General features: G+C 68.9%; 25 protein-coding genes and 1 riboswitch. Of the genes, 12 read left to right on the top strand and 13 right to left on the bottom strand.

Annotated features, from left to right (window positions below; translation table 11 throughout):
• Positions 1-3 precede the first annotated feature (3 nt).
• Positions 4-834: a bifunctional hydroxymethylpyrimidine kinase/phosphomethylpyrimidine kinase gene (gene thiD, locus DL991_RS07040; RefSeq protein ID WP_125683775.1), complete on the top strand. Its 831-nt coding sequence runs from the start codon at positions 4-6 to the stop codon at positions 832-834.
• Positions 835-860: 26 nt separating this feature from the next.
• On the top strand, positions 861-1,658 hold the full coding sequence (locus tag DL991_RS07045; protein ID WP_125782172.1) for an ion transporter: 798 nt from the start codon (positions 861-863) through the stop codon (positions 1,656-1,658).
• Here the strand turns inward: DL991_RS07045 and DL991_RS07050 are convergent.
• The 4 genes from DL991_RS07050 to thiO all read right to left on the bottom strand — a co-directional run bounded on the left by DL991_RS07050 (position 1,636) and on the right by thiO (position 4,213).
• A complete protein-coding gene (locus DL991_RS07050) occupies positions 1,636-2,070 on the bottom strand; it encodes a MarR family winged helix-turn-helix transcriptional regulator (RefSeq protein WP_125782174.1) in 435 nt (144 codons plus the stop codon). The genes DL991_RS07045 and DL991_RS07050 overlap by 23 nt on opposite strands.
• 109 nt (positions 2,071-2,179) lie before the next feature.
• On the bottom strand, positions 2,180-2,938 hold the full coding sequence (locus tag DL991_RS07055; RefSeq protein ID WP_125782176.1) for a thiazole synthase: 759 nt from the start codon (positions 2,936-2,938) through the stop codon (positions 2,180-2,182).
• A 1-nt stretch (position 2,939) separates the two neighbouring features.
• Positions 2,940-3,140, bottom strand: a complete 201-nt coding sequence (thiS, locus tag DL991_RS07060) for a sulfur carrier protein ThiS (RefSeq protein WP_005160548.1) — start codon at positions 3,138-3,140, stop codon at positions 2,940-2,942.
• A complete protein-coding gene (thiO, locus tag DL991_RS07065) occupies positions 3,140-4,213 on the bottom strand; it encodes a glycine oxidase ThiO (protein WP_125782178.1) in 1,074 nt (357 codons plus the stop codon). The genes thiS and thiO overlap by 1 nt, the downstream gene beginning before the upstream one ends.
• Positions 4,207-4,314: riboswitch (TPP riboswitch) on the bottom strand. It overlaps the preceding gene by 7 nt.
• 30 nt (positions 4,315-4,344) lie before the next feature.
• On the opposite strand from thiO, the gene thiE reads away from it, so the two are divergent.
• Positions 4,345-5,010 carry a thiamine phosphate synthase gene (gene thiE / locus DL991_RS07070; protein ID WP_125782180.1) on the top strand — a complete coding sequence of 222 codons (666 nt, stop codon included), beginning with the start codon at positions 4,345-4,347 and terminating at the stop codon, positions 5,008-5,010.
• A gap of 72 nt (positions 5,011-5,082) precedes the next feature.
• On the opposite strand, the gene DL991_RS07075 is transcribed toward thiE, so the two are convergent.
• Positions 5,083-5,805 (bottom strand): hypothetical protein, encoded by a 723-nt coding sequence (locus DL991_RS07075; protein ID WP_125782182.1) that lies wholly within the window; start codon positions 5,803-5,805, stop codon positions 5,083-5,085.
• A gap of 150 nt (positions 5,806-5,955) precedes the next feature.
• Here DL991_RS07075 and DL991_RS07080 point away from each other — a divergent pair, with 150 nt between their 5' ends.
• Positions 5,956-6,894: a threonine/serine dehydratase gene (locus tag DL991_RS07080; RefSeq protein ID WP_125782184.1), complete on the top strand. Its 939-nt coding sequence runs from the start codon at positions 5,956-5,958 to the stop codon at positions 6,892-6,894.
• A 145-nt stretch (positions 6,895-7,039) separates the two neighbouring features.
• On the opposite strand, the gene DL991_RS07085 is transcribed toward DL991_RS07080, so the two are convergent.
• Positions 7,040-8,545, bottom strand: coding sequence for an MFS transporter (locus DL991_RS07085; protein ID WP_255433238.1), 1,506 nt, complete (start codon positions 8,543-8,545; stop codon positions 7,040-7,042).
• 248 nt (positions 8,546-8,793) lie between these two features.
• Positions 8,794-9,549 carry a GntR family transcriptional regulator gene (locus tag DL991_RS07090; protein WP_125782188.1) on the bottom strand — a complete coding sequence of 252 codons (756 nt, stop codon included), beginning with the start codon at positions 9,547-9,549 and terminating at the stop codon, positions 8,794-8,796.
• Between the two features lie 140 nt (positions 9,550-9,689).
• Here DL991_RS07090 and DL991_RS07095 point away from each other — a divergent pair, with 140 nt between their 5' ends.
• Together DL991_RS07095 and DL991_RS07100 are read left to right on the top strand one after the other, a co-directional pair.
• Complete coding sequence (locus tag DL991_RS07095; protein ID WP_125782190.1) at positions 9,690-10,733, top strand: SIS domain-containing protein; 1,044 nt, start codon at positions 9,690-9,692, stop codon at positions 10,731-10,733.
• Complete coding sequence (locus tag DL991_RS07100; protein ID WP_125782192.1) at positions 10,730-11,680, top strand: N-acetylglucosamine kinase; 951 nt, start codon at positions 10,730-10,732, stop codon at positions 11,678-11,680. Before DL991_RS07095 ends, DL991_RS07100 begins: the two co-directional genes overlap by 4 nt.
• Positions 11,681-11,787: 107 nt before the next feature.
• On the opposite strand, the gene DL991_RS07105 is transcribed toward DL991_RS07100, so the two are convergent.
• Positions 11,788-12,471 carry a DUF3159 domain-containing protein gene (locus DL991_RS07105; RefSeq protein WP_125782194.1) on the bottom strand — a complete coding sequence of 228 codons (684 nt, stop codon included), beginning with the start codon at positions 12,469-12,471 and terminating at the stop codon, positions 11,788-11,790.
• Positions 12,472-12,744: 273 nt separating this feature from the next.
• Here DL991_RS07105 and DL991_RS07110 point away from each other — a divergent pair, with 273 nt between their 5' ends.
• The 6 genes from DL991_RS07110 (at position 12,745) to DL991_RS07135 (ending at position 17,539) form a co-directional block, all read left to right on the top strand.
• Positions 12,745-13,593, top strand: a complete 849-nt coding sequence (locus DL991_RS07110) for an SGNH/GDSL hydrolase family protein (RefSeq protein ID WP_125782196.1) — start codon at positions 12,745-12,747, stop codon at positions 13,591-13,593.
• Between the two features lie 525 nt (positions 13,594-14,118).
• Positions 14,119-14,835 (top strand): cell envelope biogenesis protein OmpA, encoded by a 717-nt coding sequence (locus DL991_RS07115; RefSeq protein ID WP_233598697.1) that lies wholly within the window; start codon positions 14,119-14,121, stop codon positions 14,833-14,835.
• A gap of 7 nt (positions 14,836-14,842) precedes the next feature.
• Positions 14,843-15,277 (top strand): hypothetical protein, encoded by a 435-nt coding sequence (locus DL991_RS07120; protein WP_125782198.1) that lies wholly within the window; start codon positions 14,843-14,845, stop codon positions 15,275-15,277.
• Between the two features lie 92 nt (positions 15,278-15,369).
• Entirely contained in the window at positions 15,370-15,846 is a 477-nt protein-coding gene (locus DL991_RS07125; protein WP_125782200.1) for a hypothetical protein, read from the top strand.
• Positions 15,843-16,727: a hypothetical protein gene (locus DL991_RS07130; protein ID WP_125782202.1), complete on the top strand. Its 885-nt coding sequence runs from the start codon at positions 15,843-15,845 to the stop codon at positions 16,725-16,727. Before DL991_RS07125 ends, DL991_RS07130 begins: the two co-directional genes overlap by 4 nt.
• Positions 16,728-16,888: 161 nt before the next feature.
• On the top strand, positions 16,889-17,539 hold the full coding sequence (locus DL991_RS07135) for a DUF4190 domain-containing protein (RefSeq protein WP_125782204.1): 651 nt from the start codon (positions 16,889-16,891) through the stop codon (positions 17,537-17,539).
• Positions 17,540-17,819: 280 nt separating this feature from the next.
• Here DL991_RS07135 and DL991_RS07140 read toward each other — a convergent pair whose 3' ends face one another.
• From DL991_RS07140 to ectA, 5 genes are all read right to left on the bottom strand, one after another.
• Entirely contained in the window at positions 17,820-20,609 is a 2,790-nt protein-coding gene (locus DL991_RS07140; RefSeq protein ID WP_125782206.1) for a BTAD domain-containing putative transcriptional regulator, read from the bottom strand.
• Between the two features lie 459 nt (positions 20,610-21,068).
• A complete protein-coding gene (gene thpD / locus DL991_RS07145; protein WP_125782208.1) occupies positions 21,069-21,968 on the bottom strand; it encodes an ectoine hydroxylase in 900 nt (299 codons plus the stop codon).
• Positions 21,969-21,992: 24 nt separating this feature from the next.
• Positions 21,993-22,382, bottom strand: coding sequence for an ectoine synthase (locus tag DL991_RS07150; RefSeq protein WP_007033454.1), 390 nt, complete (start codon positions 22,380-22,382; stop codon positions 21,993-21,995).
• A 44-nt stretch (positions 22,383-22,426) separates the two neighbouring features.
• A complete protein-coding gene (ectB, locus tag DL991_RS07155) occupies positions 22,427-23,677 on the bottom strand; it encodes a diaminobutyrate--2-oxoglutarate transaminase (RefSeq protein ID WP_125782210.1) in 1,251 nt (416 codons plus the stop codon).
• A 38-nt stretch (positions 23,678-23,715) separates the two neighbouring features.
• A complete protein-coding gene (gene ectA / locus DL991_RS07160) occupies positions 23,716-24,207 on the bottom strand; it encodes a diaminobutyrate acetyltransferase (RefSeq protein ID WP_125782211.1) in 492 nt (163 codons plus the stop codon).
• Between the last annotated feature and the right edge of the window lie 127 nt (positions 24,208-24,334).

Here is a 24,334-nt window from a genome sequence, read left to right on the forward strand (position 1 = left end):
TCCATGAGCGAGAACCCGAGCCCGCCGTCGGCGCTGACCATCGCGGGGTCCGATTCCGGCGGTGCCGCCGGCCTTCAGGCGGACCTGCGCACGTTCCTCACCTGTGGCGTGCACGGTCTGGTCGCGGTCACCGCCGTGACCGTCCAGAACACCCTCGGCGTCCACGACCGCACCGACATCCCGGCGAGCATCGTCGCCGGGCAGATCGAGGCGGTCGCGGCCGACATGGGCGTGAACGCGGCCAAGACCGGCATGCTCGCTTCGGCCGAGATCATCCACGCCGTCGCCGCGGCGTGCGACAAGGCCGAGATCGGCCGCGACGCCAAGGTGCCGTTCGTGGTCGACCCGGTCGCGGCGTCGATGCACGGCCATCCGCTGTTCGACGAGGCCGGGCTGGTCGCGCTGCGCGACGAGCTCCTGCCGCGTGCGACCGTCCTCACGCCGAACCTCGACGAGGTCCGCCTGCTGACCGGGATGACCGTGACCACCCGCGAACAGATGCATCAGGCGGCCGTCGTCCTGCATCGGCTCGGGCCCAAGTACGTGCTCGTGAAGAGCGGTCACCTCGTCTCCGACCCGGAATGCGTCGACGTGCTCTTCGACGGCTCCACGTTCGTCGAACTGCCGGGCGAGCGGTTCGCGACGCAGCACACCCACGGCGCCGGGGACACCATGGCGTCGGCGCTGACGGCCGGTCTCGCGAAGGGGATGTCCGTCGTGGAGGCCGCCCGCTACGGCAAGTGGTTCGTTTCACACGCGGTCGAAAACGCCTATCCCATGGGCGCGAAGGTCGGTCCGGTTTCGGCGTTCTGGCGGCTTGCGCCGGAGCACTGAGCACCCGTCCGGTTACGATCTGCGCCGTGACCGCACGCGAAACGGTGGCCAAGGTCGTCGAAGACCGCCGCTTCCAGCACTTCATCATCGCGGTGATCGTCTTCAACGCCGTCACCCTCGGCCTGGAGACCTCCACGAGAATGCTCGCGGAGTACGGAAGCCTGCTGCACACGGTCGACTACATCGCGCTCGGGATCTTCGTCCTCGAACTGGGCGCGAAGCTGTACGCCTACCGCGGGAAGTTCTTCCGCGACCCGTGGAACATCTTCGACCTGGTCGTCGTCGGTATCGCGGTGATCCCCACGACCGGCCCGTTCGCGGTGCTGCGGGCGTTGCGGGTCCTGCGGGTGCTGCGGCTGATCTCGGTCGTGCCGTCGATGCGGAAGGTCGTCACCGGCCTGCTCGCGGCGATCCCCGGCATGGCGTCGATCGCCGCGCTCCTCGCGCTGATCATCTTCGTCGCGGGCGTGATGGCGACGAAGCTGTTCGGCGCGATCTCGCCGGAGAACTTCGGCGACCTCGGCACTTCGCTGTTCACGCTGTTCCAGGTGATGACCGGCGAGGCTTGGCCGGACATCGCCAAGGAGGTCATGAAGGAAGCGCCCATGGCCTGGGTGTTCTTCGTGGTCTACATCCTCGTGTCCAGCTTCGCGGTGTTGAACCTCTTCATCGCCGTGGTGGTGAGCGGGATGGAGGACGAGCTGCGCCAGGACATCCGCGAGGAAGAAGCGAAGCAGGCCGAAACCCAGGCTGTGGCGAACAAGGAGATCCTCGACGAGCTCCGCGCCCTTCGCGCCGAAGTCAGCGCTCTTCGTCAGCAATAAGCGCTTCGAGCGCGGGCAGAGCCGCCGCCAGGGCCGCCTGATGCTCCGGGGTCAGCCGTTCGAGGCGTTTGCCCAGCTCGTTCACCCGAGTCGACCGGACACCGGAAACCAGCCTCTCGCCTTCTTCGGTGGCCTCCGCGAGCCAGGCGCGCCTGTCGATCGGGTCCGATTCACGGCTGACGTAGCCCGCTTCGACCAGCGAAGCGACGATCCTCGACATGGTGGCCGCGGCGACGCCTTCCTTCGCCGCGAGATCACCCAGGCGGAGCTGGCCGTAGTTCACGAGCGTGGCGAGCGCCGAGATCGCGCCGTGGCCGGGACCGGGCACGCCCGCCTGGCGCAGTGACCGGGACAATCGGCCCACCGCCAGGAACAACCTGCCCGAAACATCCTGGACCGCTGACGTGGTCACCACTGGCTCCTCTGGGTACACGGCGGCGGGTGCGCCTCCGGAAAGTGCCGTCAACCATACGGGCTGACGGGGCGGACTCGCCGTGAAGGCCGTGAACCGTACAAAAGGGTTATCGAGGCGGGCTCGAAGCGTGCGCCCAGAACCGCTGGGGAATCCGTCCCGCACCGGCGGCGAGCCGTCCGGCGGTGACCGCGGCCCGCATCGCCGACGCCATCCGTTCCGGGTCCGCGGCCCTGGTCACGGCGGTGCTGAGCAGGACGGCGTCGCAGCCGAGCTCCATCGCCAGCGTCGCGTCGGAAGCCGTGCCGATACCGGCGTCGAGGATCACCGGGACTCCCGCGCGCGACACGATCAGCTCGATGTTGTGCGGGTTCCGGATGCCGAGACCGGTGCCGATGGGCGCGCCGAGCGGCATCACGGCCGCGCAGCCCGCCTCCTCCAGCCGCAGCGCCAGCACCGGGTCGTCGTTGGTGTACGCCAGCACGGTGAAGCCCTCCGCGGCGAGCTGTTCGGCCGCTTCGACGGTCTCGAACGGGTCCGGCAGCAGCGTGCGGTCGTCGGCGTGGACCTCCAGCTTGATGAGGTCGGTTTCGAGCGCTTCGCGGGCGAGCTGGGCGGTGAGGACCGCTTCGGCGGCCGTCCGGCACCCGGCGGTGTTGGGCAGCAGCCTGATGCCGAGCCGCCGAAGCAGTTCGAGGACACCGGAGCCGCCTTCGGCGTCGGCTTTGCGCATCGCGACGGTGGTCAGTTCCGTTCCGGACGCCACCAGCGCGCGTTCCAGGACGGCGAGGTTCGACGTGCCGCCGGTGCCGATGATCAACCGCGACGAGAGCTTGTGCTCGCCGATGACGAGGTCGTCACCATTCATGTCAGCCTCCTTGCACAGCGGTGAGGATGTCGACGCTGGCGCCCTTGCGCACCACCGCTTCCGGCCATTCGCCGCGCCGGACGACGACGCCGTCCACCGCGACCGCGACACCTTTCGTCGCCGTGCCCAGTGCCTCCAGTACGCCTTCGACGGTGGTCCCGTCGGGGAATTCACGCCACTGGCCGTTGACCTGGATCTCCATCACACCCGCTCCTCGCTTCGCCGCGACGGCGTTGCCGCCGCGACCTCGTCCGGCAACGGCACGCCGTCCAGCCAGGCGACCGCGGCGTCCGCGGTGACCGGGGCCATCAGGAGGCCGTTGCGATGGTGACCTGTCGCGGCGAAGACGCCTTCGCCCAGCTCACCGATGAAAGGCATCGTGTCGACGCTCGCCGCGCGAAGCCCGGCAGCGGTCTCGACGAGTTCGTACTCGGTGATGCCAGGGAAGACGCGCTCCGCGCCTTCGAGCAGCTCACGAACGCCCCGGACGGTGACGGTCTCGTCGAAACCCGCCTCGTACTGGGTCGCGCCGAGCACGAGCTGGCCGTCGTCACGCGGGACGAGGTAGATCGGGCGGCCCTCGACCATCGCGCGGACGGTCCGCTTCGGTGGCGGCAGGCAGCCCCGCCGCGGCCGCAGGCGGAGGATCTCGCCCTTCAGCGGGCGGACGGCGTCGGCGAGCGCGGGGTGCAGGCGTCCGGTCCAGGCGCCCGCGGCGAGGACGACGTCACCGTTGAGGGTTTCGAGATCCGCGACCGTCTCGTGGCGGAACTCGACCCCGTGCCTGCCGCAGGCGTGCGCGAGCGCGTGCAGCAGCCTTCTGTTGTCCACGGCCAGATCGCCGGGTACCAGCAGTCCACTTCGGACGGACCCGGCGAGACCGGGTTCGGCGCGGCGGGCCTCGCGGCCGGTCAGCTGCTCGGCCTCGCGGCCGAGTTCGGTGAGGTACGCGGCGAGCATCTCGAGGTTGCCCGCGTCGGCGCTGTCCAGCGCGACGACGAGCGTGCCGTGCGGCGAAAGGCCCGGGTCGATGCCCTCTTCGGCCAGGTCACGGGCGAAATCAGGCCAGCGCCGAAGCGACGCTTCACCGAGTGAGAGGACGTCCTCTTCGCCGGGCCAGGCTTCCGTGACCGGCGCGAGCATGCCGCCCGCGAGCCACGACGCGCCGCGCCCCGGCTCGGGGTCGTACACGGTGACGCGGTGGCCGCGCGCGGACGCGCGCCAAGCGACCGAGAGGCCGATGACCCCGCCGCCGACAACCGAAAGTTCTCTCATGAACGCACGCTCCCTGCGCCGGCATGACCCGGATCAGGTTCCACGGTCGGAGCGGTCTCGGCTCCCTCTCAGCCCGTCCTCGGGCTCCCGTGCGGACAACCCCACCGTAGCGCGCGGGTACCGTCGCCGCCATGCCCACCCTGTCTGGTTCGCTGATCCGCGCCCGGCTCGCGGACGCCCGCCTGTACCTCTGCACCGACGCCCGGTCCGGCCGCGGCGACCTCGCCGAATTCGCCGACGCGGCGTTGGCGGGCGGCGTCGACATCATCCAGCTGAGGGACAAGACCGGCGGTGCCCCGATCGAGGCGAAACACGAGATCGCCGCACTGGAAGTGCTGGCGGAGGCGTGCGAGAAGCACGACAAGCTGCTGGCGGTGAACGACCGCGCGGACGTCGCGCTCGCCGTCGGCGCGCACGTGCTGCACCTCGGCCAGGACGACATCCCGGTGTCGCTCGCCCGCCGGGTCCTCGGCGACGACGTGGTGATCGGCCGGTCCACCCATTCGGCCGAACAGGCCGGGGCCGCGGCCGGGGAGCCCGGCGTGGACTACTTCTGCACCGGCCCTTGCTGGCCGACCCCGACGAAGCCGGGCCGGTCCGCCCCGGGGCTCGACCTGGTGCGCTCCACCGCCGCGCTGGGGACGTCGCGACCGTGGTTCGCGATCGGCGGGATCGACGCCGACCGGCTGCCCGAGGTCCTGGACGCCGGCGCGTCGCGGATCGTCGTCGTCCGGGCGATCACCGAGGCCGAAGACCCCGAAGCGGCCGCTCGCACGCTTCGCTCCGCCCTCTCCTGACGCAATTCGGCACCAGATTGCGGTAGTCGGGGATGCGAACTACCGCAACCTGGTGCCGAATTGCGGGAGGGGTCAGGGCGCGGGGGTGTTCGAAGCGGGGGCCGAGGGGGTCGTCGGGGGCGGTTGCGAGGTCGAAGGCGTCGTGGACGGCGTCGTCGGCGGCGCCTGGGTGGTCGTCGGAGCAGTCGGCGTCGTGGTCGGCGTCGGCGTGGTCGACGGCGTCGTCTCCGGCTGCTCGTCCCGCGTTTCCGAAGGCGATGTCGCCGGCGGGGTGTCGTGCTTGTCCTGGCGTTCCTGGGCCTGCCCGCCGCCGATGATCTTCCCTATGGTCGTCCCGGTGCCGCCGCCGAAGGTCTTGCCGGTCGCCCCCTCGAAGCCGGTGATGGCGACGAGCGCCACCGCGAAGGCCGCCACGCTGACCCCGGCGATCACCGCCCAGCGCGGCTTGAACTTCCGCCCCGACGGTTCCTCTTCGTCCTCGGACGGCTTCAACCGGACGGTTTCCTGCTCGCCGGGGTCGAGCACCCGGCGCCGTCCCGGCACGGTCAGCACCACACGCGCCTTCAGCGCCGCGTCCTTCGTCCGCTGAAGCGAACGCAGGTACAGCTCGCCGCCGAGCGTGGTGATCACACTCGCCAGCCCGGCACCCGCCACCGTTCCGGCGACGCCGAGCGTGGAACCCAGCAGTGCCGCGGTGATCGCGGCCATCGCGGCCGCGGTCACCTGGACGATCCGGCCCTGCTTCTCCGTCTTTTCGGTTTTCTCGGTGTCCTTCTCGGAAGTCTCCTTGGCCATGATCCCGTTCTGCAGCTAGTCGGTCCTCACCCAGTCCTAACGAGTAAGGCGCACGGGATGCTCCCTTCGTTGTCCGCACGTGAGGAGCGCCACGCCATCTGTCCAAAAAGGACTGTCCAGGGTTCACGAATCCTTGACATAATCGGCCGTATGGACCTGGTATCGATCGAGGAAATCCGCGACGCGGCGAGCCGCGTCAAAGGCGTCGCGGTGCGCACACCGTTACTGGAACAAACGTGGGCGCCGTTGTGGCTCAAACCGGAAAGCCTTCAGCCGATCGGCGCTTTCAAGGTGCGCGGGGCGTACAATGCGATCGCCGCGTTGAACGAAGATCAGCGCGCCCGCGGCGTCGTCGCGTTCTCCAGTGGCAACCACGCGCAAGCGGTCGCCTACTCGGCGAAGCGATTCGGAATCCACGCGGTGATCCTCATTCCGGATGTCGCGCCACGCGCCAAGATCGAAGCCACCAAAGCGCTCGGCGCCGAAGTGATCGAGGTCCCGATCGACGCCCAGGAGTCCTCGGCGCTCGCCGTCGCCGAAGAACGGGGACTCACCATGATCCCGCCGTTCGACCACCGCGACGTCATCGCCGGACAGGGCACCGTCGGCCTGGAGATCGCCGAAGACCTGCCGGACGCCGGCGTCGTGCTCGTCCCACTCAGCGGCGGCGGGCTGGCCTCGGGCGTCGGCACGGCGATCAAGGAACTGCTTCCCGGCGCGAAGGTCATCGGCGTCGAGCCGGAGCTGGCGGCCGACACGGCCGAAGGCTTCCGCGCGGGCAGGCGGATCGAGTGGCCGATGGACCTGCGGGCACGGACCAGCGCCGACGGCCTGCGCGCCCAGCCGTCGGATCTGACCTTCGCCCACCTCCAGGCGGTGCTCGACGACGTCATCACCGTTTCCGAGGCGGAGATCGGGGAGGCCGTCCGGACGCTGGCGCACCGCGCGCGTCTGATCGCCGAGCCGAGCGGCGCCACCGCGACCGCGGCGTTCCTCTCGCACCGCGACGCGCTACCGCCCGGCAAGGTCGTTTCGGTCGTTTCGGGCGGCAACCTGGACCCGGCGACCCTGGCCACCCTGCTGGCCTAGCCCGCGTGTCCGCCGCCGGATCACGCGTGATTGAAGGCGTAACTCGCGTGACTGGAGGCGTAACTCGCGTGATTGAAGCCGGATCTCCGTGTTCGCCCTTCAATCACGCGAGTTACGCCTCTGATCACGCGAGTTACGCCTTTGATCACGTGTGTCCGGCGGGGCGGACGTGCGTCGGCGGCGAGTCGACCCCGCAGTGGAGACATTCGCCGGGGTGCGGTGACTCGTCGGTGTCGGCGGTGTCGGGTGCGGAAGGCGTGTCGAGGACACCGTTGTGGATGCCGAGCGCGATGAGGCCGCCGCCGATCGCGAGCGCCGCGCAGACGAGCAGCGCCGTCCGCCAGCCCGCGGTCAGCGCCACCGGATCGGTGTAGGCGGCGCCGGACAGTCCGGCGACGGCGGGCAGCACGGCGATCGCGAGCAGGCCACCGGACCGGGCGATGGCATTGTTGACGCCGGAGGCGACCCCGGCATACCGGTCCGGCGCGGCGGCCAGCACAGTCGCGGTCACCGGTGCGACGACCGTCGCCAGCCCGGCGCCGAACACGACGACCGCGGGCAGCACCGAACCGAGGTACGAAGATCCCGGCCCGACGCGCATCAGCAGGAGCATGCCGACGCCGACCAGGATCGGGCCGACGACCAGTTGCGTACGCGGCCCGATCTTCTGCGCGAGCGCGCCGGACCGGCCGGAGAACAGCAGCATGATGACGGTGATCGGCAGGCCGGCGAGGCCGGCCGCGGTCGGCGAATAGCCCAGCGACACCTGCAACTGCATGACCATCAGCATCATCACGCCGCCGAGTGCCGCGTAGACGACGAAGGTCAGCGCGTTGGCGAGGCTGAACGTCCGGTCGCGGAACAGTTTCGGCGGCACCAGCGGATCGGCCGAGCGGTGCTGGATCACCAGGAACGACACCAACCCGGCGACGCCGAGCACGATGGCCACCAGGACGACGACGTCACCGATACCGCGTCCCGGCGCCTCGACGATCGCGCCGGTCAGCCCGGCCAGTCCGATCGCGCCGACGGCGGCGGCGAGGAAGTCGGGATGTCCGGTCGCCTCCTCGTCGCGGGACTCGGGCACGTAGCGCCGGGCGAGCAGGACGCAGACGGCGGCCAGCGGCAGGTTGATCAGGAACGCCAGCCGCCACGACCACACCTGGACGAGCACGCCGCCGAGCAGCGGGCCGATGGCGGCCGCGATTCCGCCGAGCCCGGACCAGGCGCCGATCGCGCGGGCCCGGTCGTCGTGGGCGAAGGACGCTTGGAGGATCGCGAGCGAGCCGGGCGTGAGCAAAGCTCCCCCGATGCCCTGGAGGATCCGGGTGGCGACGAGCATCTCGGTCGTCGTCGCGGCGGCGCACAGCCCGGAGGCGATGCCGAACCAGACGACGCCGACGATGAACATGCGGCGGCGGCCGTAGCGGTCGCCGAGTGATCCGGCGACGAGGATCAGGGCGGCGAGGGCGAGCAGGTAGCCGTCGAGGATCCATTGAAGGCCGGCGACGGAGGCCTTGAGTTCTTCGCCGATCCTCGGCAGGGCGACGTTGATGATCGTCCCGTCGAGCATCGCCATGCCCGAGCCGACGATGGTCGTGGCGAGTACGCCGCGCGCCACCGGCGTCCCCCACCGAATCCCCGTCGCCACCCCATCACCCATAAGACGACTGAATCACGAAGACCGACACCGGGCCACCGCGGATACCTGACACGTCAGAGAAAAAGACCGAACCCACTGGAACCGGCGGACCCGACTCCCCGAAGCGCGTCAGCGCGACGGGGAGTCCGCACAGCGCGCGCCCTCTTTTGGCCGAAGGCCACGGAAACGTTTTGTAGGGCGCCCGCGCCCTGCGAAACGTTTCCGTCAGCGCGCGCTCAAAGAGCAGTCAGCGCGCCTCAAGGAAGCAGCGTGGTGACGAATTTGTAACGGTCGCCCCGGTAGATCGCTCGCGCGAACTCGACCGGTTTTCCGTCGGTGGCGAAGGAATGCCTCGAAAGGAGCAACATCGGCATTCCGACATCGGCGCCGAGCATCTCCGCCTCATGCGGTCCGGCGAGGGCGGTCTCGATGGTTTCCTCGGCCCTTTCGAGCTCGACGCCGTAGTGCTCCCTCAGTACCGCGTACAGCGAGCCACCTGCGGAAACGTGTTTGCGCAAACCGCGGAAGCGGCCGAGTGGGAGATGCGTGGTCTCGAGTGCCATGGGCTGCGAATCGGCCAGCCGGAGACGCCGAAGGCGAAGGATTTTCGCACCGACGCGGACTCCGAGGAGTTTCGCGAGGTCGGCCTCGACCGGTAGCTCGTCGATCTCGAGGAGCTTCGAAGACGGTTTGAGGCCTTGCTTGCGCATGTCCTCGGTGTAGGACGACAGCTGGAGGCGCTGCGCGAGTTTCGGCTCGGCGGCGAAGGTGCCCTTGCCCTGTACGCGGTGGAGCCTGCCTTCGGCGGTCAGGTCGGCGAGGGCCTGCCGGACCGTGGTGCGCGAAACGGTGAATTCTCCCGCGAGCGCCCGTTCCGTCGGAATCGGCGAACCCGGGGGCAACGCGTCGAGCAGATCGAGCAGATGCTGTTTCAGCGCCCAGTACTTGGGTTCGCGTTGTCCGCGCATCCCTGCCGTAGCGCCCGCCTCACTCGCGGTGGTTGTCTCCAACATGACCGACTCCCTAAGCCTTCCCACTCGAACGCGCACCGTCCCCGCTAGGAAACGTACCCTTCTCCACGAACGTCCATTCGGGCTAGCATTGGTCTAGACCTACTCGGGGGACGAAGTACGTCCCGGTCGAAGGGAACGAGATGACCGAACAGCGCCCCGGCGAGCACATGGCCGCGGAGATCTCCCAGCAACCCGCCATTCTGGCAGGAATCGTGGAGCGACAGGCCGAAATCGCCGAGGTGGCCGAAGCCATCTCCAAGCGCCCGCCCAGGTTCGCACTGCTCGCCGCCCGCGGCTCCAGCGACCACGCCGCGCTGTATGCGAAGTACCTGATCGAAGTACTCCTCGGTCTCCCCTGCGGTCTCGTCTCGCCCTCCACCGCGACTTTGTACGGCGCCCGTCCCGATCTGCGGGACGTTCTCTTCATCACAGTAAGCCAAAGCGGCGGTTCCCCGGATCTCATCGAGGTCACCGAAACCGCGCGTCGCCAGGGAGCGCTGACCGTCTCGGTCACCAACACCCTGTCCTCGCCGCTGCGCGCCGCCGCCGAACTCGGTGTCGACATCGGCGCGGGACTGGAAAAGGCCGTCGCCGCCACGAAGACGTACTCGGCCACCTTGCTTTCGCTTTACCTTCTGATCGACGCGGTCCGCGGCGGCAAGGGTGAGGACGCGAAGAAGCTGGGCGAGCTCGCGGAGCAGACCCTCGACGGCTCCGAAGAAGGCGTGCAGCGCGCGGTGGACCGCTACCGCTTCGTCGACCGGGTGCTCACCACGGGCCGCGGCTACTCCTACGCCACGGCGTTGGAAGGTTCGTTGAAGCTGGCCGAAACCAGCTACCTCGCCGCCCGCGCGTACAGCGGCGCGGACCTGTTGCACGGTCCGGTCGCCGCGGTCGACGGCGAGACCGCCGTGCTGGCCGTGACGAGTCAGGGCCACGGCGTCGGCGCGATGCAGGAGGTCCTCGAAGCCGTCGGCAAACGCGGCGCGGACGTACTCGCGGTCGGCTCCGCTTCGGCCGACGTCCCCGCCGCGCTCCGGATCGGTGTCGCGCCGTCCGCCGAAGAGGTCGCCCCGATCCTGGAGATCCTGCCGATCCAGCGGATCGCGCTCGGCCTTTCGCTGGCACGCGGCGGTGACCCCGACAGCCCGCGCGGGCTGCTCAAGGTGACCAAGACCCGGTGACCCACGTCGTCGGTGTGGACGCCGGAGGCACGTCGACGCGAGCGATCGCGGTCGACGCCTCCGGCGCCGTCCTCGGGACCGGGCGCGCGGGCGGGGCGAATCCCAACTCCCATCCGCCATCGGAAGCCGCCGCGCGGATCGCGAGCGCGATCGCCGGCGCGCTGGGCGGGCTGGACCCGGCCGCGACCAAGGCGTGCGTCGTCGGCATGGCGGGGGTCAGCAAGCTGAGCGATCCGGCGGTCGCGGAGATCTTCGAAGCCGCTTGGAAGGACCTGGGAATCAGTCCGGTGCGGACGGTCCCCGACCCCGAAGTCGCCTACGCGTCGGCCACTTCCGCGCCGGACGGTTCGGTTCTCGTGGCGGGCACCGGGTCGATCGCCGGCCGGGTCCGCGGCAGGCGGATGGTCTCGACCGCCGGCGGCTACGGCTGGTTGCTGGGTGACGAAGGTTCCGCGTACTGGCTCGGCAGGGAAGCCGTTCGCTCCACTTTGGATGTACTGAGCCGCGGCGGCGGACTCGGCCCGCTCGCGCGCTCCGTTCTCACCGAAGCGCTCGGACCGTCCGCAGTGGACCCCGCGAGCGACCGGGCCCCACTGCGGCACGCGCTCATCACGAGCGCCAACTCCGAGGCACCGATCCGGCTCGCCAGGTTCGCCCCGTTCGTGAGCGAGGCCGACCGCGAAGGCGACCCCGCGGCGGATGAGATCACCACCCGGGCGGCCGCCCTTCTGGTGACGAACGTCATGGCCGCGCGGGATCCCGGCGAAACCACGCCGATCGTCCTCGTGGGCAGTGTGTTGTCGCCGGAGGGCCCGGTCGGGGCGAAAGTGCGTGCCGAACTGACCGGGATCGAGGCGCTGACCAGCACCGACGGGGTACTCGGTGCCGCTTGGCTCGCCGCCGTCGAGGCGTATGGGGAAGACGCCCCGAGACCGGCGCCACGCTGAAAAACACCCAAAACGAGCCCGAAAAGACCAAACCATCGACTCCGGGGCCGAACTCCGGGTACCGTAGGACCCGGCCCCCGGACCCTCCCCCCTCGCCGGGGGCCGCCTTATGTCCTGGGTAGCCCATCCGGCTCGGAATCCGAGGAATCCCCGTTCTCTTCCACCACCCGCAGACCGGGATGTTCCGGGGGCAGCGTGCGGTACAGCACCCAGCCGCTCACGGCGACCGTCACCGCGACCAGCGGCCAGGACAGCACCGTCCGCGCGATGCCGAGCGGGACCACCTGCCCGCTCCACCACAGCGAGCCGTACACCGCGACCCGCAGCGTGTACTGCAGGAAAACCCACACCCAGCTCGCCCGCGAATACGCGCGCAGCAACGCGGGGTCGCGGCGCCAGCGGGTCTTCTGCCCGATGACGAGCCCGACCACGACGCCGAGCAACGGCCACCGCACCACGATGCTGGCCGCCCACAGCAACGCGCTGGCCACATTGGACAGCAGCTGGATGAGGAAGAAGTCTTCGGCGCGGCCGGTGTGCAGGGCGATCAGCGCGGCGGCGATCACCGCGGCGAGGCTCACCACGACCGCGCGGGCCTTGTCTCCGCGCGCCACCCGGTAGACCCCGAGCAGCACCGCCACCCCGATGGCCACCCCGGCGCCCCAGGCGATCGACTGGCCCGCGATCAGCCAGCCGAGGACGAAGGCCGCGGGCGGGATGCTCGCGTCGATGGCGCCACGCCGCCCACCGAGGATCTGGGCGAGCGACTCGCGCGGGGGTCGTGAGGTCACCCTTACAGCCTGCCGGATCCATGACCCCGAACACCCGGGCGGGGAGACGTTCGCCACATACCCTGTCCGGTTTACGCCCACTTGAGGGGAATCCGCGCTGCGCAGACGTGTACATCCCGGTAATGGGGATGCATGGACGTCCGACAAAATAAGAGACTGTGTCAACGGCCTGAACCACGGGTTTCGCTCGGATGGGATTGCAGGGGCGCTCTCAGCTGTTAGTTGTGGTGTACAAGTACCAACCGGGGGCACACGGACGGAAGGGGACCCAACGTGTACGGATTCGACAGCTACGTGGCGATCGGTGACAGCTTCACCGAAGGACTCAACGATGACCTGCCCGACGGCAGCTTCAGGGGCTGGGCGGACAGGCTGGCGGAGATCCTCGCCGAAGGCAGGCCCGATTTCCAGTACGCGAACCTGGCCCTCCGGGGGAAGATGCTCGACGAGATCCTCGAAGAGCAGCTGCCGATCGCGCTGGCGGTGAAGCCCGACCTGGTCACCCTGTGCGCGGGCGGCAACGACATCATCGTGCCCGGCGCGGACGTGGACGCCGTCGCCGCGCGGCTGGAGGCGGGGGTCGCCAAGCTGCGCGAGGCCGGGATCCCGGTGCTCATCTTCAACGGGCCGGACACCAAATACCTGTCCGTGATGCACGTCCTCCGGGGGAAGGTCGGCATCTACAACGCGCATCTGTGGGCGATCGCCGACCGGCACGGCGCCAAGATGGTCGACATGTGGGCGATGGCCCCGCTGCACGACCGCCGCGCCTGGAGCGACGACCGGCTGCACTTCACCCCCGAGGCCCACCGGCGGATCGCGCTGCGCGCGGCCGAGGTCCTCGGCGTCCCGGCCGCCGACGACTGGCGTGAGCCGTGGCCGGCGTCCGAGGAGCCGAGTACCTGGATCACTTCGCGCCGCTCCGACCTCGAGTGGACGAAGGCTCATCTGCTGCCGTGGATCCGGCGTCAGCTCAAGGGCGAGTCCATGGGCGACGGCCTGTCCCCGAAGCGCCCCCAGCTCGCGCCGCTGCTCCCGCTGGAGCAGATCGACGCGACGGGCGTCTCGCTCCCGGCGGAGCAGCTGCGCCCGGCGCGGGAGATCCACCACCACGCGAGCTGAAGCACGGCGGCCTAAGTACTTTCTGGCTTCGGCTGATCGCGGGACCGCGGTCCGTGAAGGACTCCTTGAGGGACTCTGGGTCCCTCAAGGAGTCCTTCACGGACTCGGAACACATGCCTCTAGCCCAGTAGCCCCACCAGTCACAACGATGGCACGCGAAGGCCTTCCCACAAGTACATGAAGGACCCCTTCACAGCGCTAGACGCAAGGAAGGACCCCTTCACGTACTTCGAGCGACCACGGTGCCGAAAGCCGGAGCTAGCTTTCCACTCACCCTCTCCATAGCGCGCGAAACCCACGCCGCGCCCTCGGTCGGTGTCACCCAGAAGGGTCATGTACTGACCGTCCGGCGCACCCGCGCCGGCGTCGGCGCGCGGTCCGCCGCCCTTCCCGGACGCCCCCGACGTCGCAGGCCAGAGACGTGCGACCGCCTCTCGCGGAGCAGCCCCGACAGTGGCGGAACACTAGGCCGGACGTGACGAAAGCCGGTTCGCTAACCGGCCGAACGCGGCTTACAGTCCCTTCATGCCCGGTACACGCTGGAGCCGCTTGCTGCCTACAGCGCTGCTGGTCACGCTCGCCTTGACGGCGATCACCGTCTGGTCGGCCTCGGACGACATCGAGGCCGAGTTGACGGCGCGCGCGAAGGACGCGCTCGCCGACGTGGGCGTCTCCGGCGGCCAGGTGAGCTTCTCCGGCCGCGACGCGAACCTCGCCGGCTTCCCGCCGGACAAGGCCGCGCAGGCGATGGACGCCATCCAGCGGATCGACGGGGTCCGGACGGTCGAGATCTCCGGTGACACCGCCCCGCCGGCCGGTCCGGTGACGACCAGCGGCGAACCGTCGAGCCAGCCGCCGCCGAGTCCGTCGCCGAGCCCGACGCCGACGTCGGCCAAGCCGACCGACAAGGCCGGGTTCCAGGCCGAGCTCGACCGCATGCTGACGGCCACGCCGATCACGTTCGAACCGGACACCACCGAGCTCACCGCGGACGGCGAGCGCGGCGCGCTGGAGATCGCGAAGCTGCTCACGGACGCCCCCGCCGATCTGCGGTTCCGGATCACCGGGCAGGTGGCGACCGGTTCGGACCGGCGGCTCGCGCTGAACCGGGCGCTGACGGTGGAGCGGTTACTGGAGCGCAACGGGGTCAAACGCGACCAGGCGTACTCCACCCAGCGCAGGAACTCCGACGGCGCGAGCGGCGAGGGCCGCCGCGTCGGCATCACGGCAGAACAGAGGTGATGGCTGAATGCTCTGGCTTTTCGGGCAGATCTGGCTTTGGCTGCTCATCGCCTTCGCCCTCGGTTGTGGTGTCACCTGGCTGCTGATGCGCGGCGAACGACGTGAGCGTCCGGCCGCCGAACCGGTGGCGCACGAGCCGGCAGGCGCCGTCGCACACGAACCGGAACCGGAACCCGTGCCCGAACTGCTGTCCACCGAACGGACGCAGTTCATCCCGCCCGCGCGAATCCACGACGACGACGAGCCGTTCGACCAAGAGGCGGAAGGCCACCGTGAGGGGCAGCTGACCCCGGAGCTGGTGCACGGCTACCACCCGGAGCAGCCGGAACCGGCCGCCAAGAACGGCGAGAGCGGTCACGAACCCGAACCGGTCTGGCCGAGCGACGAGGACTGGCCGCCCGCCCGACGCGCGCCCGAGCACCGGCCGGGGCAGGGCGGCTGACACCCGCCTGGTAAATTCGGCTACGCACTGTGAGCGTGACGCCGGATACGTTTCTTCGATCGAGAGCTCCGGCACACGAAGGAGGCTCCGATTTGGCGCTCCCCTATTGGACGCCGCACAACCTGCTGCCTCCGGGCCGCCATCCCGCCGATCTGGCCGATGTCTACGAGCGGCTGGTGTTCGACGCGCCGCATCAGAACGACCGCGAGATCCTGTTCAGCGCGCTGAACAGCTACCTGGGTGTCGCCCGGCGGATCATGCCCACCGGCCGGGCGTGGATCGGCGGCGATCTGACCGCCAGGACCCCGCACGCGCCGATCGGGCTCGACGTGGTGCTGATCCCGGACGAATGGGGCGCGCTCAAACGGCTCGACGACGCGGGCCGCTCGGCGCTGTACGGGCTGCTGACCTTGCGCGGGGTCATCGTCGGCCAGCCCGCCATGTATCTCGACCAGGTCCAGCCCGTCGGCGGGATGCTCGACGGCTTCCTCTGCCGCCCCGGCGACGAGGAGATCTGGGAGGAAGTGTGGGCATCGGGTGGCAGGGGAATTCCGGAAGTGATCTGGTGAGGAACGAATTCCGGCGTATCGCCGACGAGATCCCCGGCGGCACCTGGCTCGACGACCTCGCCCGCGCGTCGGCGATGGCCGCGTACGCGAAGTTCGAGCGGACGTCGCGTTCGCCGCTGCTTCGCGTGTCCGTGCTCGGCGAGTCGCATCTGGACGCGTACACCTTCTCCGACATCAGCCGCGCGTTGCAGGACGCGACGGCGAAGATCGGGCACATCATCCGCAACCCGTCGGGCGAGGTGACCTTCGTCCAGCCCGCGGACCGGGAAAAGGCCCCGCTGATCCAGCGCGGCCAGGCGGGCAACGCGATCTTCTTCGGTTTCCCCGAACCGGCGCTCGACGACGCGCTCATCCACGACGGTCTCGAGTCGCTGTCCGAACGCGCGGTCAAGGAACTGTGCGACTTCCTGCCCGCCAACGGCTCCGACGACGGCGCGCTGGACGCGGTGCTGCTGCAGCGTGACACCGTCCGCAACGCGGTCAGCGACATCGTCAACGCGGTCAGCAAACACGCCGGGATCGGCATGGCGCTGACCCCGACGGCCGGCGACGAGCTGACCCGCAGCATGACCACCGAGCAGGCGAGAATCCTGTCCGGGAGCCTGCGCGAGTCGCGGGAGGCCGTCGGCTACGAGACGGTCAGCGGCAGGCTGGACGGGGTCCGCACCCGGCGTCGGATCTTCTATCTCGAACGCGAATCGGGCGGCACGATCCAGGGCGCGGTCGCGCCGGATCTGCTCGACGAGATCAAGGAGAACCTGGACCGGCCGGTGACCGCGCGGCTGCGTGTCGTCCGCACCACGACCATCGACGGCCGCCGTGGCCGCCCGGTGCACGAACTGCTGGAGATCACCCCGGAAGTCAGCCTGTTCGATCAGTGATCGGGTTTCCGACATTCGGCGATGCCACAATTCTCGTCAGAAAATATCGGTATTCGCTTGATCATCGTTGAATGATGACTTTTTCCGGCAGGTAACAATTTCGGCCATTACCCCGAACGATGGGTTAACGTCTTCGGACGGAAGCCTCCGAAAGGGCATGTATGCCGACCGATCCACCACTCCCGCACCCGCCGGCCACCCGCTATGGCCCTGGGTTCGCCGCGCACGGTACAAGGCACCGGAAACCCAAGAACGGCCTGGTCGTCGCGGGTTTCCTGGTCGGACTCGCGGCGCTCGGGGTCGCCTTCGTCCCGGCCGTGGGGATCGCCGCATGGCCGCTCGCCGTAATCGGGTTGACTCTTTCCGTGATCGGTTTGACCAAAATCAAGAAGGGTGAAGCCGACAAGAAGGGAATGGGGATCGCGGGGCTCGCGCTTTCCATCGCCGGTTTGGTGGCCGCCGGCGGGTTACTGGTCTACACCAGTTTCTTCGCTACCGGCGAGTCGGGACTGCACATCCCGGCCGTCGCCGGGGACAAGAACACCGTCGAGTTCGTCGTCAGCGCTTCGGGCGGCGCGACCGTCCGCTTCGGCTCGCTCAACGACCAGCGCACCGAGACGACCCCGGCGAGCACCGACGAATGGCGCGGCACGGCGTCCTTCAACTCGGGCGAATACCTGCTCACCGTCACCGCGGACACCCGGAACTCGTCGGTCAGCAACCAGATCGCCTGCTCGATCCTGGTCAACGGCCGGAAGGTCGCGGAGAACAAGGGCCAGACCATCGCCCTGTGCACCGCCGGCACCGGCTGACTCCCGCAATTCGGCACCTACTTGCGAGGTGCCACATGCGCGACCATCGCAAGTAAGTGCCGAATCGCGAGGTGTCGCCTGGCGGCCGGCCGGTATCGCCCCCACCTCCACCGGCCGGACCGCCACGAGCCGCTCCTGGCGACTCTTCAGACGGGCCGCGAGAAGGGGCCCGCCCGAGCGCCGATCCTTATCGCGTGCCCCTCCCCTAGGGCTCGATCGACGCTGAACGGGACCCTACGCGCGCGAGCCGCGAGGCCACTAAGAATCCGCTAAGGATCACTCACGGACTTTCGCCGAGGTCCGTGAGTTCCGCACGGACGAGTCCGGCGAGTTTCGGATTGGCGTCCGAGAGGATTTTCAGCGCGAACGCGAATTGCTCGCGGGCACCGTCCACATCCGACCCGGCCCGCAGCACCCGGCCCAGTGTCAGCCGCAGTACGCCTTCCTGGAGGACGAACCGTCTGCTGATCGTCAGGTCCACGGCCTCCCAGACGTACCGTTCGGCGGCGGCGAGTTCGCCGATCCGCATGCTCAATTCGGCGAGGTTGTTCAGCGAGACGACGACGTAGCTTTCGTCGCCGAGGGTCCGGTCGATCTCCAGCGAGGCGACCTGATGCCCGATCGCCTCGATGAATCGCCCCGCTCGTTTTTCCGCCTCGGCGCAGTTGTTGAGCGCCTGCCCGCGCAGTTCGAGATCGCCGGTCCGGTCGGTCTCCTCGACCGCCTGCCGCAACGTCCTGATCGCCTCGTCGTACCGTCCCAGCAAGGTCAGCGCGGAACCGAGGTGGATGTTCGCGGAGACCGTCAACCGGTCGTCGCCGATCGCGGTCGCGAGTTCCAGCGCGCGTTCGGCGTCGGCGAGACACCCTTGCGGCAGTTCGAAAGTGAGCGCGATGGCGCAGCGTGAGATCAGCATCCAGCACTGGCCGAGGACGTCACGGGACCGCTCGGCGGCCTCCAGCCCGATCTCGATCAGCCGCCGCCACTCGTCCAGCAGCGGATACACCGCGCGATAGGTGTGCGCGACCCTTGCCAGCCGCCAGACGTCGTCGTGGCGGCCGCCGGCACGGGCGGCTTCGAGGACCTCCAGGAGGTTCTCCCATTCCGCGGTGAACCAGTCCTGCGCGTCGGTGAAGGAGGTGATCGGCGGCGTCTGCGCGTCGGTCAGCGCGCCGGTGAAGTCCAGCGGATCGACGATCCGCAGCATCTTGCGCCGGGCCCGGTCGGCGACGGCTTGATAGAACCGCACCGATCGCGTCAGGACGTCTTCCCGGTCGGCCTCGTCGAGTTCGTTCTCCGCCAGTTCGCGCAGGAACAGGCGGACGAGGTCGTGCGGGACGAAGGAGTCGCGGCCGGTTTCGGCGAGCAGGTTGTGCGCGGCGAGCACCCGCAGATGCCGTCGCGCCTCGGCGACGGTGATCCCACCGATCGCGGCCGTCAGATGCGAACCGGCCGAAACGCATTGGACGACGCCGAGCCGCAGGAACGTGTTCGCGACCTCGGGCGGCAGCCCCCGGAACGAAACGTCGAACGCCGCGCGGACGCCGTCGTCCGGGCCGTCGACGTCGAGGGCGGCCAGCCTGGTGCGTTCGTTGCCGAGTTCGTCGACCAGATCCTGCGCGGACCACTGCGCGCTGGCGGCGAGCCGGGCTCCCGCGATCCGCAGCGCGAGCGGGAGATAGCCGCAGAGCCGGGCGAGCGCGTGGTTGAGGTCGAATCCGGCGGGACCGGCGAGCTCCTCGATCAGCCGGACGGCGTCACCGGGCGCGAGCGTGCCGAGCACGCGCAGTTTCGCGGCGTTGGACACGGCGAGCCCGTCGAGCCGGGAACGGCTGGTCACCAGCGTCATCGACCGCGAACCGGGCGGCAGCAGCGGCCGGACCTGCTCGGCGGTGCGGGCGTTGTCGAGGATCACCAGCATTCGGCGGCCCGCGATCATCGACCGGTAGAGCGCGATGCGTTCGTGGACCTGCTCGGGCACCCCCTCGGCGGGGACACCCAGCCCGAGCAGGAACTGGATGAGCAGATCGGCGGGTTCCAGCGGCGGATGATGCGGATCGAAACCCCGCAGCGAGGCGAAGAGGATGCCGTCGGGGAAGCGCCGGGCGGCGCGATGCGCCCACCACACCACCAGGCTGCTCTTGCCGATGCCGGCGGTCCCGGTGACCACGCCGACCGCCGTCTCGCCCGCTTCTGCCCGCTCGGCGAGCTCGTCGAGCCAGGCCAGATCGGCCTCGCGCCCGGCGAGGTTCGGCACGGCGGGCGGCAGCTGCTGGACGGGCGCCGACTCGGCCTTCGGTTCCGCGACGACCTTGACCGGCAGGTCGTCGTTGAGGACACGTTCGTGCAGCCAGCGCAGATCCGCGCCGGGTTCGACGCCGAGGGTGCGCAAGGTCGCCCGGGACACCGTGCGGTAGAGCTCGAGCGCGTCGCCGCGGCGCCCGGCGTGGTAGAGCGCGCGCATCAGCTGACCGGCCGTGCGTTCGGCGAGCGGGTTCGCGCGGACCAGCGGGCTGAGCTCGACGATCAGTTCCGCGTGCCTGCCGAGTTCGAGATCCGCGTCGACCCTGGCCCCGTGGACGGCGAGCCGCAGATCCTCCAGTTCGGGGGCGCGGACCGAACCCGGAACCCCGGCCAGTGTCGGCCCCTGCCACAGCGCGAGGGCCTCGGCGAGCAGTTCGGACGCCTTCTCCGGATCTTCGGCAGAAGCCCGCTCCAGCAGCGACCGGGCACGGTGGACGTCGATCCGGCCTGGTTCGACGGTGAGCTGGTAGCCGGGCGGGGCGGTGAGGATCCGGGCGCCGCGCGGATGGTCGCCCTGGATGTCGCGGAGCACGCGCCGCAGATGCGAGACGTTGCCGTGGACGATCGTGCGGGCCGTGGCGGGCGGATCGTGACCCCAGAGCGCGTCGATGATCTCGTCGAGCGCGACCACCTTGTTGACCTTCAGCGCCAGCAACGCGAGCAGACCGCGGACGCCGGGACCGCCGACGGGGACCGGGCGATCGCCGTCGAGAAGCCGTACGGGACCGAGGAGCTGGAAACGGGCAGGGGAACCGCTTTCGCCCATGACAAGCCCCCCTCCTCCGATCTCTCCCCTTACCGGAGTAGCCAACCTACCGCGCGAAGACGCCGCCAACCAGAAAAGCCTCGTGCGACGCTCCAGGTCACCGATACGGACAAACGCGCCCAATGTGGCATTGGGGACGTTGAGCGTCCCCAATGCCACATTGGGCGCGTCGCGTGAGGGGAGACCGCCGAGGAAATGAAAAGGCTCCGTGCCATCAGTCCCGATCTGATGGCACGGAGCCGGGGGATGTCCGATTTGGGCCGCCTGGGGGCGCGACCCACACCGGACATCGGCGTCCACGTCCGTCCGGGTGGGCTCACCCCGAGCGAAGAACCCGTTCGGCCGTCGACAACACCTACGTGAGCGAGCCCACTGGCCCGCTCACGTGGCGACAACGTAACAGGGCGCACACCGACGGCTACAGGCGCCCCGTCATGGCCTTCGCCACCTGCGGTTTCGTCAGCGCGACAGCGGAGTCGAGTCGCGGCCGGCGATGAACGCCGGACGCGGTTCGATCGCGGCGAACGGCTCCCGCAGCGCGTTTTCGACGCTGTTGAACACGAGGAAGATGTTCGACCGCGGGTACGGCGTGATGTTGTTCGACGAACCGTGCATCACGTTCGAATCGAACCAGAGCGCCGAACCGGCCTGTCCGGTGAATTGGTCGATCCCGTATTCGGCGGCGAGTGTGGTGATGTCCTCTTCGCGAGGCACACCGACCCGCTGCTCTTTCAGCGAACTCTTGTAGTTGTCCTCCGGGGTTTCCCCGGCGCACTGCACGAAGCTCCGCTGCGAACCCGGCATCACCATCAGCCCGCCGTTGAACGGGTAGTTGTCGGTGAGCGCGATGGAGCAGCTGACCGCGCGCGGCGCGGGCATGCCGTCTTCGGCGTGCCAGGTCTCGAAGTCCGAGTGCCAGTAGAACCCGGTGCCCTTGAAGCCGGGCATGTAGTTCACGCGGCTCTGATGGATGTAGACCTCGGAGCCGAGGATCTGCCGGGCCCGGTCGAGGACGCGCGGGTCGCGGACGAGTTCCGCGATCAGCTCGCTGGTCTCGTGGACGTCGAAGATGGAGCGGACCTCACCGGTCTTGGCCTCGGTGATGACGCGCTCGTCGCCGCTGTGGTCGCCGGAGGACATCCGGACGAGTTCCTGCCAGTACGTCTGGACCTCGCCAGGCGACAGCAACTGGTCGACGACGGTGTAACCACGCGTTTCGTGGTTGGCGAGAGTGGCCGCGTCCAGGGGACCGTCGGCCTCGCCGCCCCAGACGGTGGGGTGCGTCCTGGGCAGATGTTCGGGCTTACCCGTGATGCGGGTCGGGTAACTGTCGTCGACTCGGGTGTCGGTCAGCGTCAATGCAGTCGCCTCCTCGAGCGATTTCTAGGGTTCGGTGACGAGCGGGTACACGCCGTTTTCGTCGTGGACCTCGCGGCCGGTGATGGGCGGGTTGAACACGCAGACGCACTTGATCTCGGTCTTGGGCCGGACCTGGTGCTTGTCGTGGTCGTTGAGCAGGTACAACGTGCCCGGCTTCAGCTGGAAGACCTCGCCGGTCGCGGTGTTCTCCAGCTCGCCTTCACCGGAGGTGATGAACACCGCTTCGATGTGGTTCGCGTACCAGAAGTCGTTGACCGTCCCGGCGTACAGCGTGGTCTCGTGCACCGAGAAGCCGACGCCCTCCTTGGCCAGCACGATGCGCTTGCTGCGCCAGTTCGGGGTCTTGATGTCGGCGTCGGTGTCGGTGACCTCGTCGAGTGTTCTGACAAGCAACGGAAAACTCCTTCTCGTTCCTGGTTGTGGGCGGTCAGGTCGGGTCAGGTGAGGACGGCGGAGACGGCCTCGTCGATGATCGCGAGGCCCTTCGTGAGCTCGTCGTCCGTCAGGGTGAGCGGCGGGAGGACCTTCATGACCTCGCCGTCGGGGCCGGAGGTCTCCATCAGCAGCCCGCGCTCGAACGCGGCGGCGCAGACCTTGCCCGCGAGGTCGCCGTTGGCGAACTCGATGCCCCGGGCGAGGCCGCGGCCCTTCGCGAACAGGTTCGCGTCCGGGTACGCCTCGACGATGCCCTGGAAGGCGGCGGCGACGCGCTCGCCCTTGGCCTTGGTCGACTTCTCCAGCTCGTCGTCGCTCCAGTAGACGCGCATCGCCTCGGTCGCGGTGACGAACGCCGGGCTGATGCCGCGGAAGGTGCCGTTGTGCTCACCCGGCTCCCAGACGTCGAGGTCCGGGCGGATCAGCGTCAGCGCCATCGGGATGCCGTAGCCGCCGATGGACTTCGAGAGGCAGACGATGTCGGGTTTGATGCCCGCGTCCTCGAAGCTGAAGAACGGGCCGGTGCGGCCGCAGCCCATCTGGACGTCGTCGAGGATCAGCAGGATGCCGTGCTTCTTGCACAGTTCGTCGAGCGCCTTGAGCCATTCGACGCGCGCGGCGTTGATGCCGCCCTCGCCCTGCACGCCCTCGACGATCACGGCGGCGGGCTCGTTCAGGCCGCTGCCGGAGTCTTCGAGCAGCTTCTCGAAGTAGAGGAAGTCCGGGATGGAGCCGTCGAAGTAGTTGTCGTACGGCATCGGGGTGGCGTGCACCAGCGGGACACCCGCGCCGCCGCGCTTCATCGAGTTACCGGTCACCGAGAGGGCGCCCAGCGTCATCCCGTGGAAGGCGTTGGTGAAGTTGATGACCGATTCCTTGCCGGTCACCTTGCGGGCGAGCTTCAGCGCGGCCTCGACGGCGTTCGCGCCACCGGGGCCGGGGAAGACGACCTTGTAGTCGAGCTCGCGCGGCTGAAGGATCTTCTCCTTGAACGTCTGGAGGAAGTCCCGCTTGGCCACGGTGAACATGTCGAGCGCGTGCGTCACGCCGTCACGGGCGATGTAGTCGATCAGCGCCCGCTTCAGCGCGGGGTTGTTGTGCCCGTAGTTGAGCGCGCCGGCGCCGGCGAAGAAGTCGAGATAGGCCTTGCCGTCCTCGTCGTACAGGTAGCTCCCCTGCGCCCTGTCGAACACCACGGGCCAACCGCGGCTGTAACTGCGAACTTCGGATTCGAGCTCCTCGAAAATGCTCATCACGATTTCTTTCTCCCTGAGATCCCCGGATTTACGTTCTATTGACTGCTGAGCGGACCGATTCGGTACAGGTCCTCCTGCTCATGCGTTCCTTCCTCGGCCGGGAAATCCGCCGCGGAGAACAGCTCCTGGCGTTCCACGGTGGCATCCCACCGCTTGGCGAACGAGGCGAACAACCGGATCGAAGCCTCGTTGTCCGGGGTGATCGTCGTTTCGAGGTACCGCACGCCCTGGGCGGCCAGACGGCTGAACAGCTCGTCGAGCAGGGCTCCGGCCAGGCCTTTTCCTCGCTGGGACGCGTCGACCGCGACCTGCCACACGAAGCCGGTGTCCTGCTTGCGATACCCGATCACGAAGCCGACCGGGGTACCGTCGACTCTCGCGACGACCGAGGTGTCGGCGAAATCGTGGCACCACAGCAAATAGGCGTAAGGCGTGTTGAGATCGAGCTTCTTCGAATCGCGGGCGATTCTCCAGAGCGCGGCACCGTCCGCCTTGGTCGGGTTTTCGATCAAGTGCTTTCCGGACATGTCCAAGAAACGTACCGGAGGATTCAGGCGCGGTCAGATCAGCGGGGCGGCGGCAACGCGGCTACCTGCAACAACCCTGAAACACACGTGACAAAGGTAACGGTAACGTTTGAAGCGCAGCACTTGT

This window comes from Amycolatopsis sp. WAC 01375 (assembly GCF_003947325.1).
Taxonomy (GTDB): Bacteria; Actinomycetota; Actinomycetes; order Mycobacteriales; family Pseudonocardiaceae; genus Amycolatopsis.

Bases quoted from the DNA above. Each gene is read 5' to 3' on its own strand.
- thiD (WP_125683775.1), top strand. From the start codon at position 4: ATGAGCGAGAACCCGAGCCCGCCGTCGGCGCTGACCATCGCGGGGTCC.
- DL991_RS07055 (WP_125782176.1), bottom strand. From the start codon at position 2,938: ATGAATGGTGACGACCTCGTCATCGGCGAGCACAAGCTCTCGTCGCGG.
- thiS (WP_005160548.1), bottom strand. From the start codon at position 3,140: ATGGAGATCCAGGTCAACGGCCAGTGGCGTGAATTCCCCGACGGGACC.
- thiO (WP_125782178.1), bottom strand. From the start codon at position 4,213: ATGAGAGAACTTTCGGTTGTCGGCGGCGGGGTCATCGGCCTCTCGGTC.
- thiE (WP_125782180.1), top strand. From the start codon at position 4,345: ATGCCCACCCTGTCTGGTTCGCTGATCCGCGCCCGGCTCGCGGACGCC.
- DL991_RS07075 (WP_125782182.1), bottom strand. From the start codon at position 5,805: ATGGCCAAGGAGACTTCCGAGAAGGACACCGAGAAAACCGAAAAGACG.
- DL991_RS07080 (WP_125782184.1), top strand. From the start codon at position 5,956: ATGGACCTGGTATCGATCGAGGAAATCCGCGACGCGGCGAGCCGCGTC.
- DL991_RS07090 (WP_125782188.1), bottom strand. From the start codon at position 9,549: ATGTTGGAGACAACCACCGCGAGTGAGGCGGGCGCTACGGCAGGGATG.
- DL991_RS07095 (WP_125782190.1), top strand. From the start codon at position 9,690: ATGACCGAACAGCGCCCCGGCGAGCACATGGCCGCGGAGATCTCCCAG.
- DL991_RS07115 (WP_233598697.1), top strand. From the start codon at position 14,119: ATGCCCGGTACACGCTGGAGCCGCTTGCTGCCTACAGCGCTGCTGGTC.
- DL991_RS07120 (WP_125782198.1), top strand. From the start codon at position 14,843: ATGCTCTGGCTTTTCGGGCAGATCTGGCTTTGGCTGCTCATCGCCTTC.
- DL991_RS07135 (WP_125782204.1), top strand. From the start codon at position 16,889: ATGCCGACCGATCCACCACTCCCGCACCCGCCGGCCACCCGCTATGGC.
- DL991_RS07140 (WP_125782206.1), bottom strand. From the start codon at position 20,609: ATGGGCGAAAGCGGTTCCCCTGCCCGTTTCCAGCTCCTCGGTCCCGTA.
- ectB (WP_125782210.1), bottom strand. From the start codon at position 23,677: ATGAGCATTTTCGAGGAGCTCGAATCCGAAGTTCGCAGTTACAGCCGC.
- ectA (WP_125782211.1), bottom strand. From the start codon at position 24,207: ATGTCCGGAAAGCACTTGATCGAAAACCCGACCAAGGCGGACGGTGCC.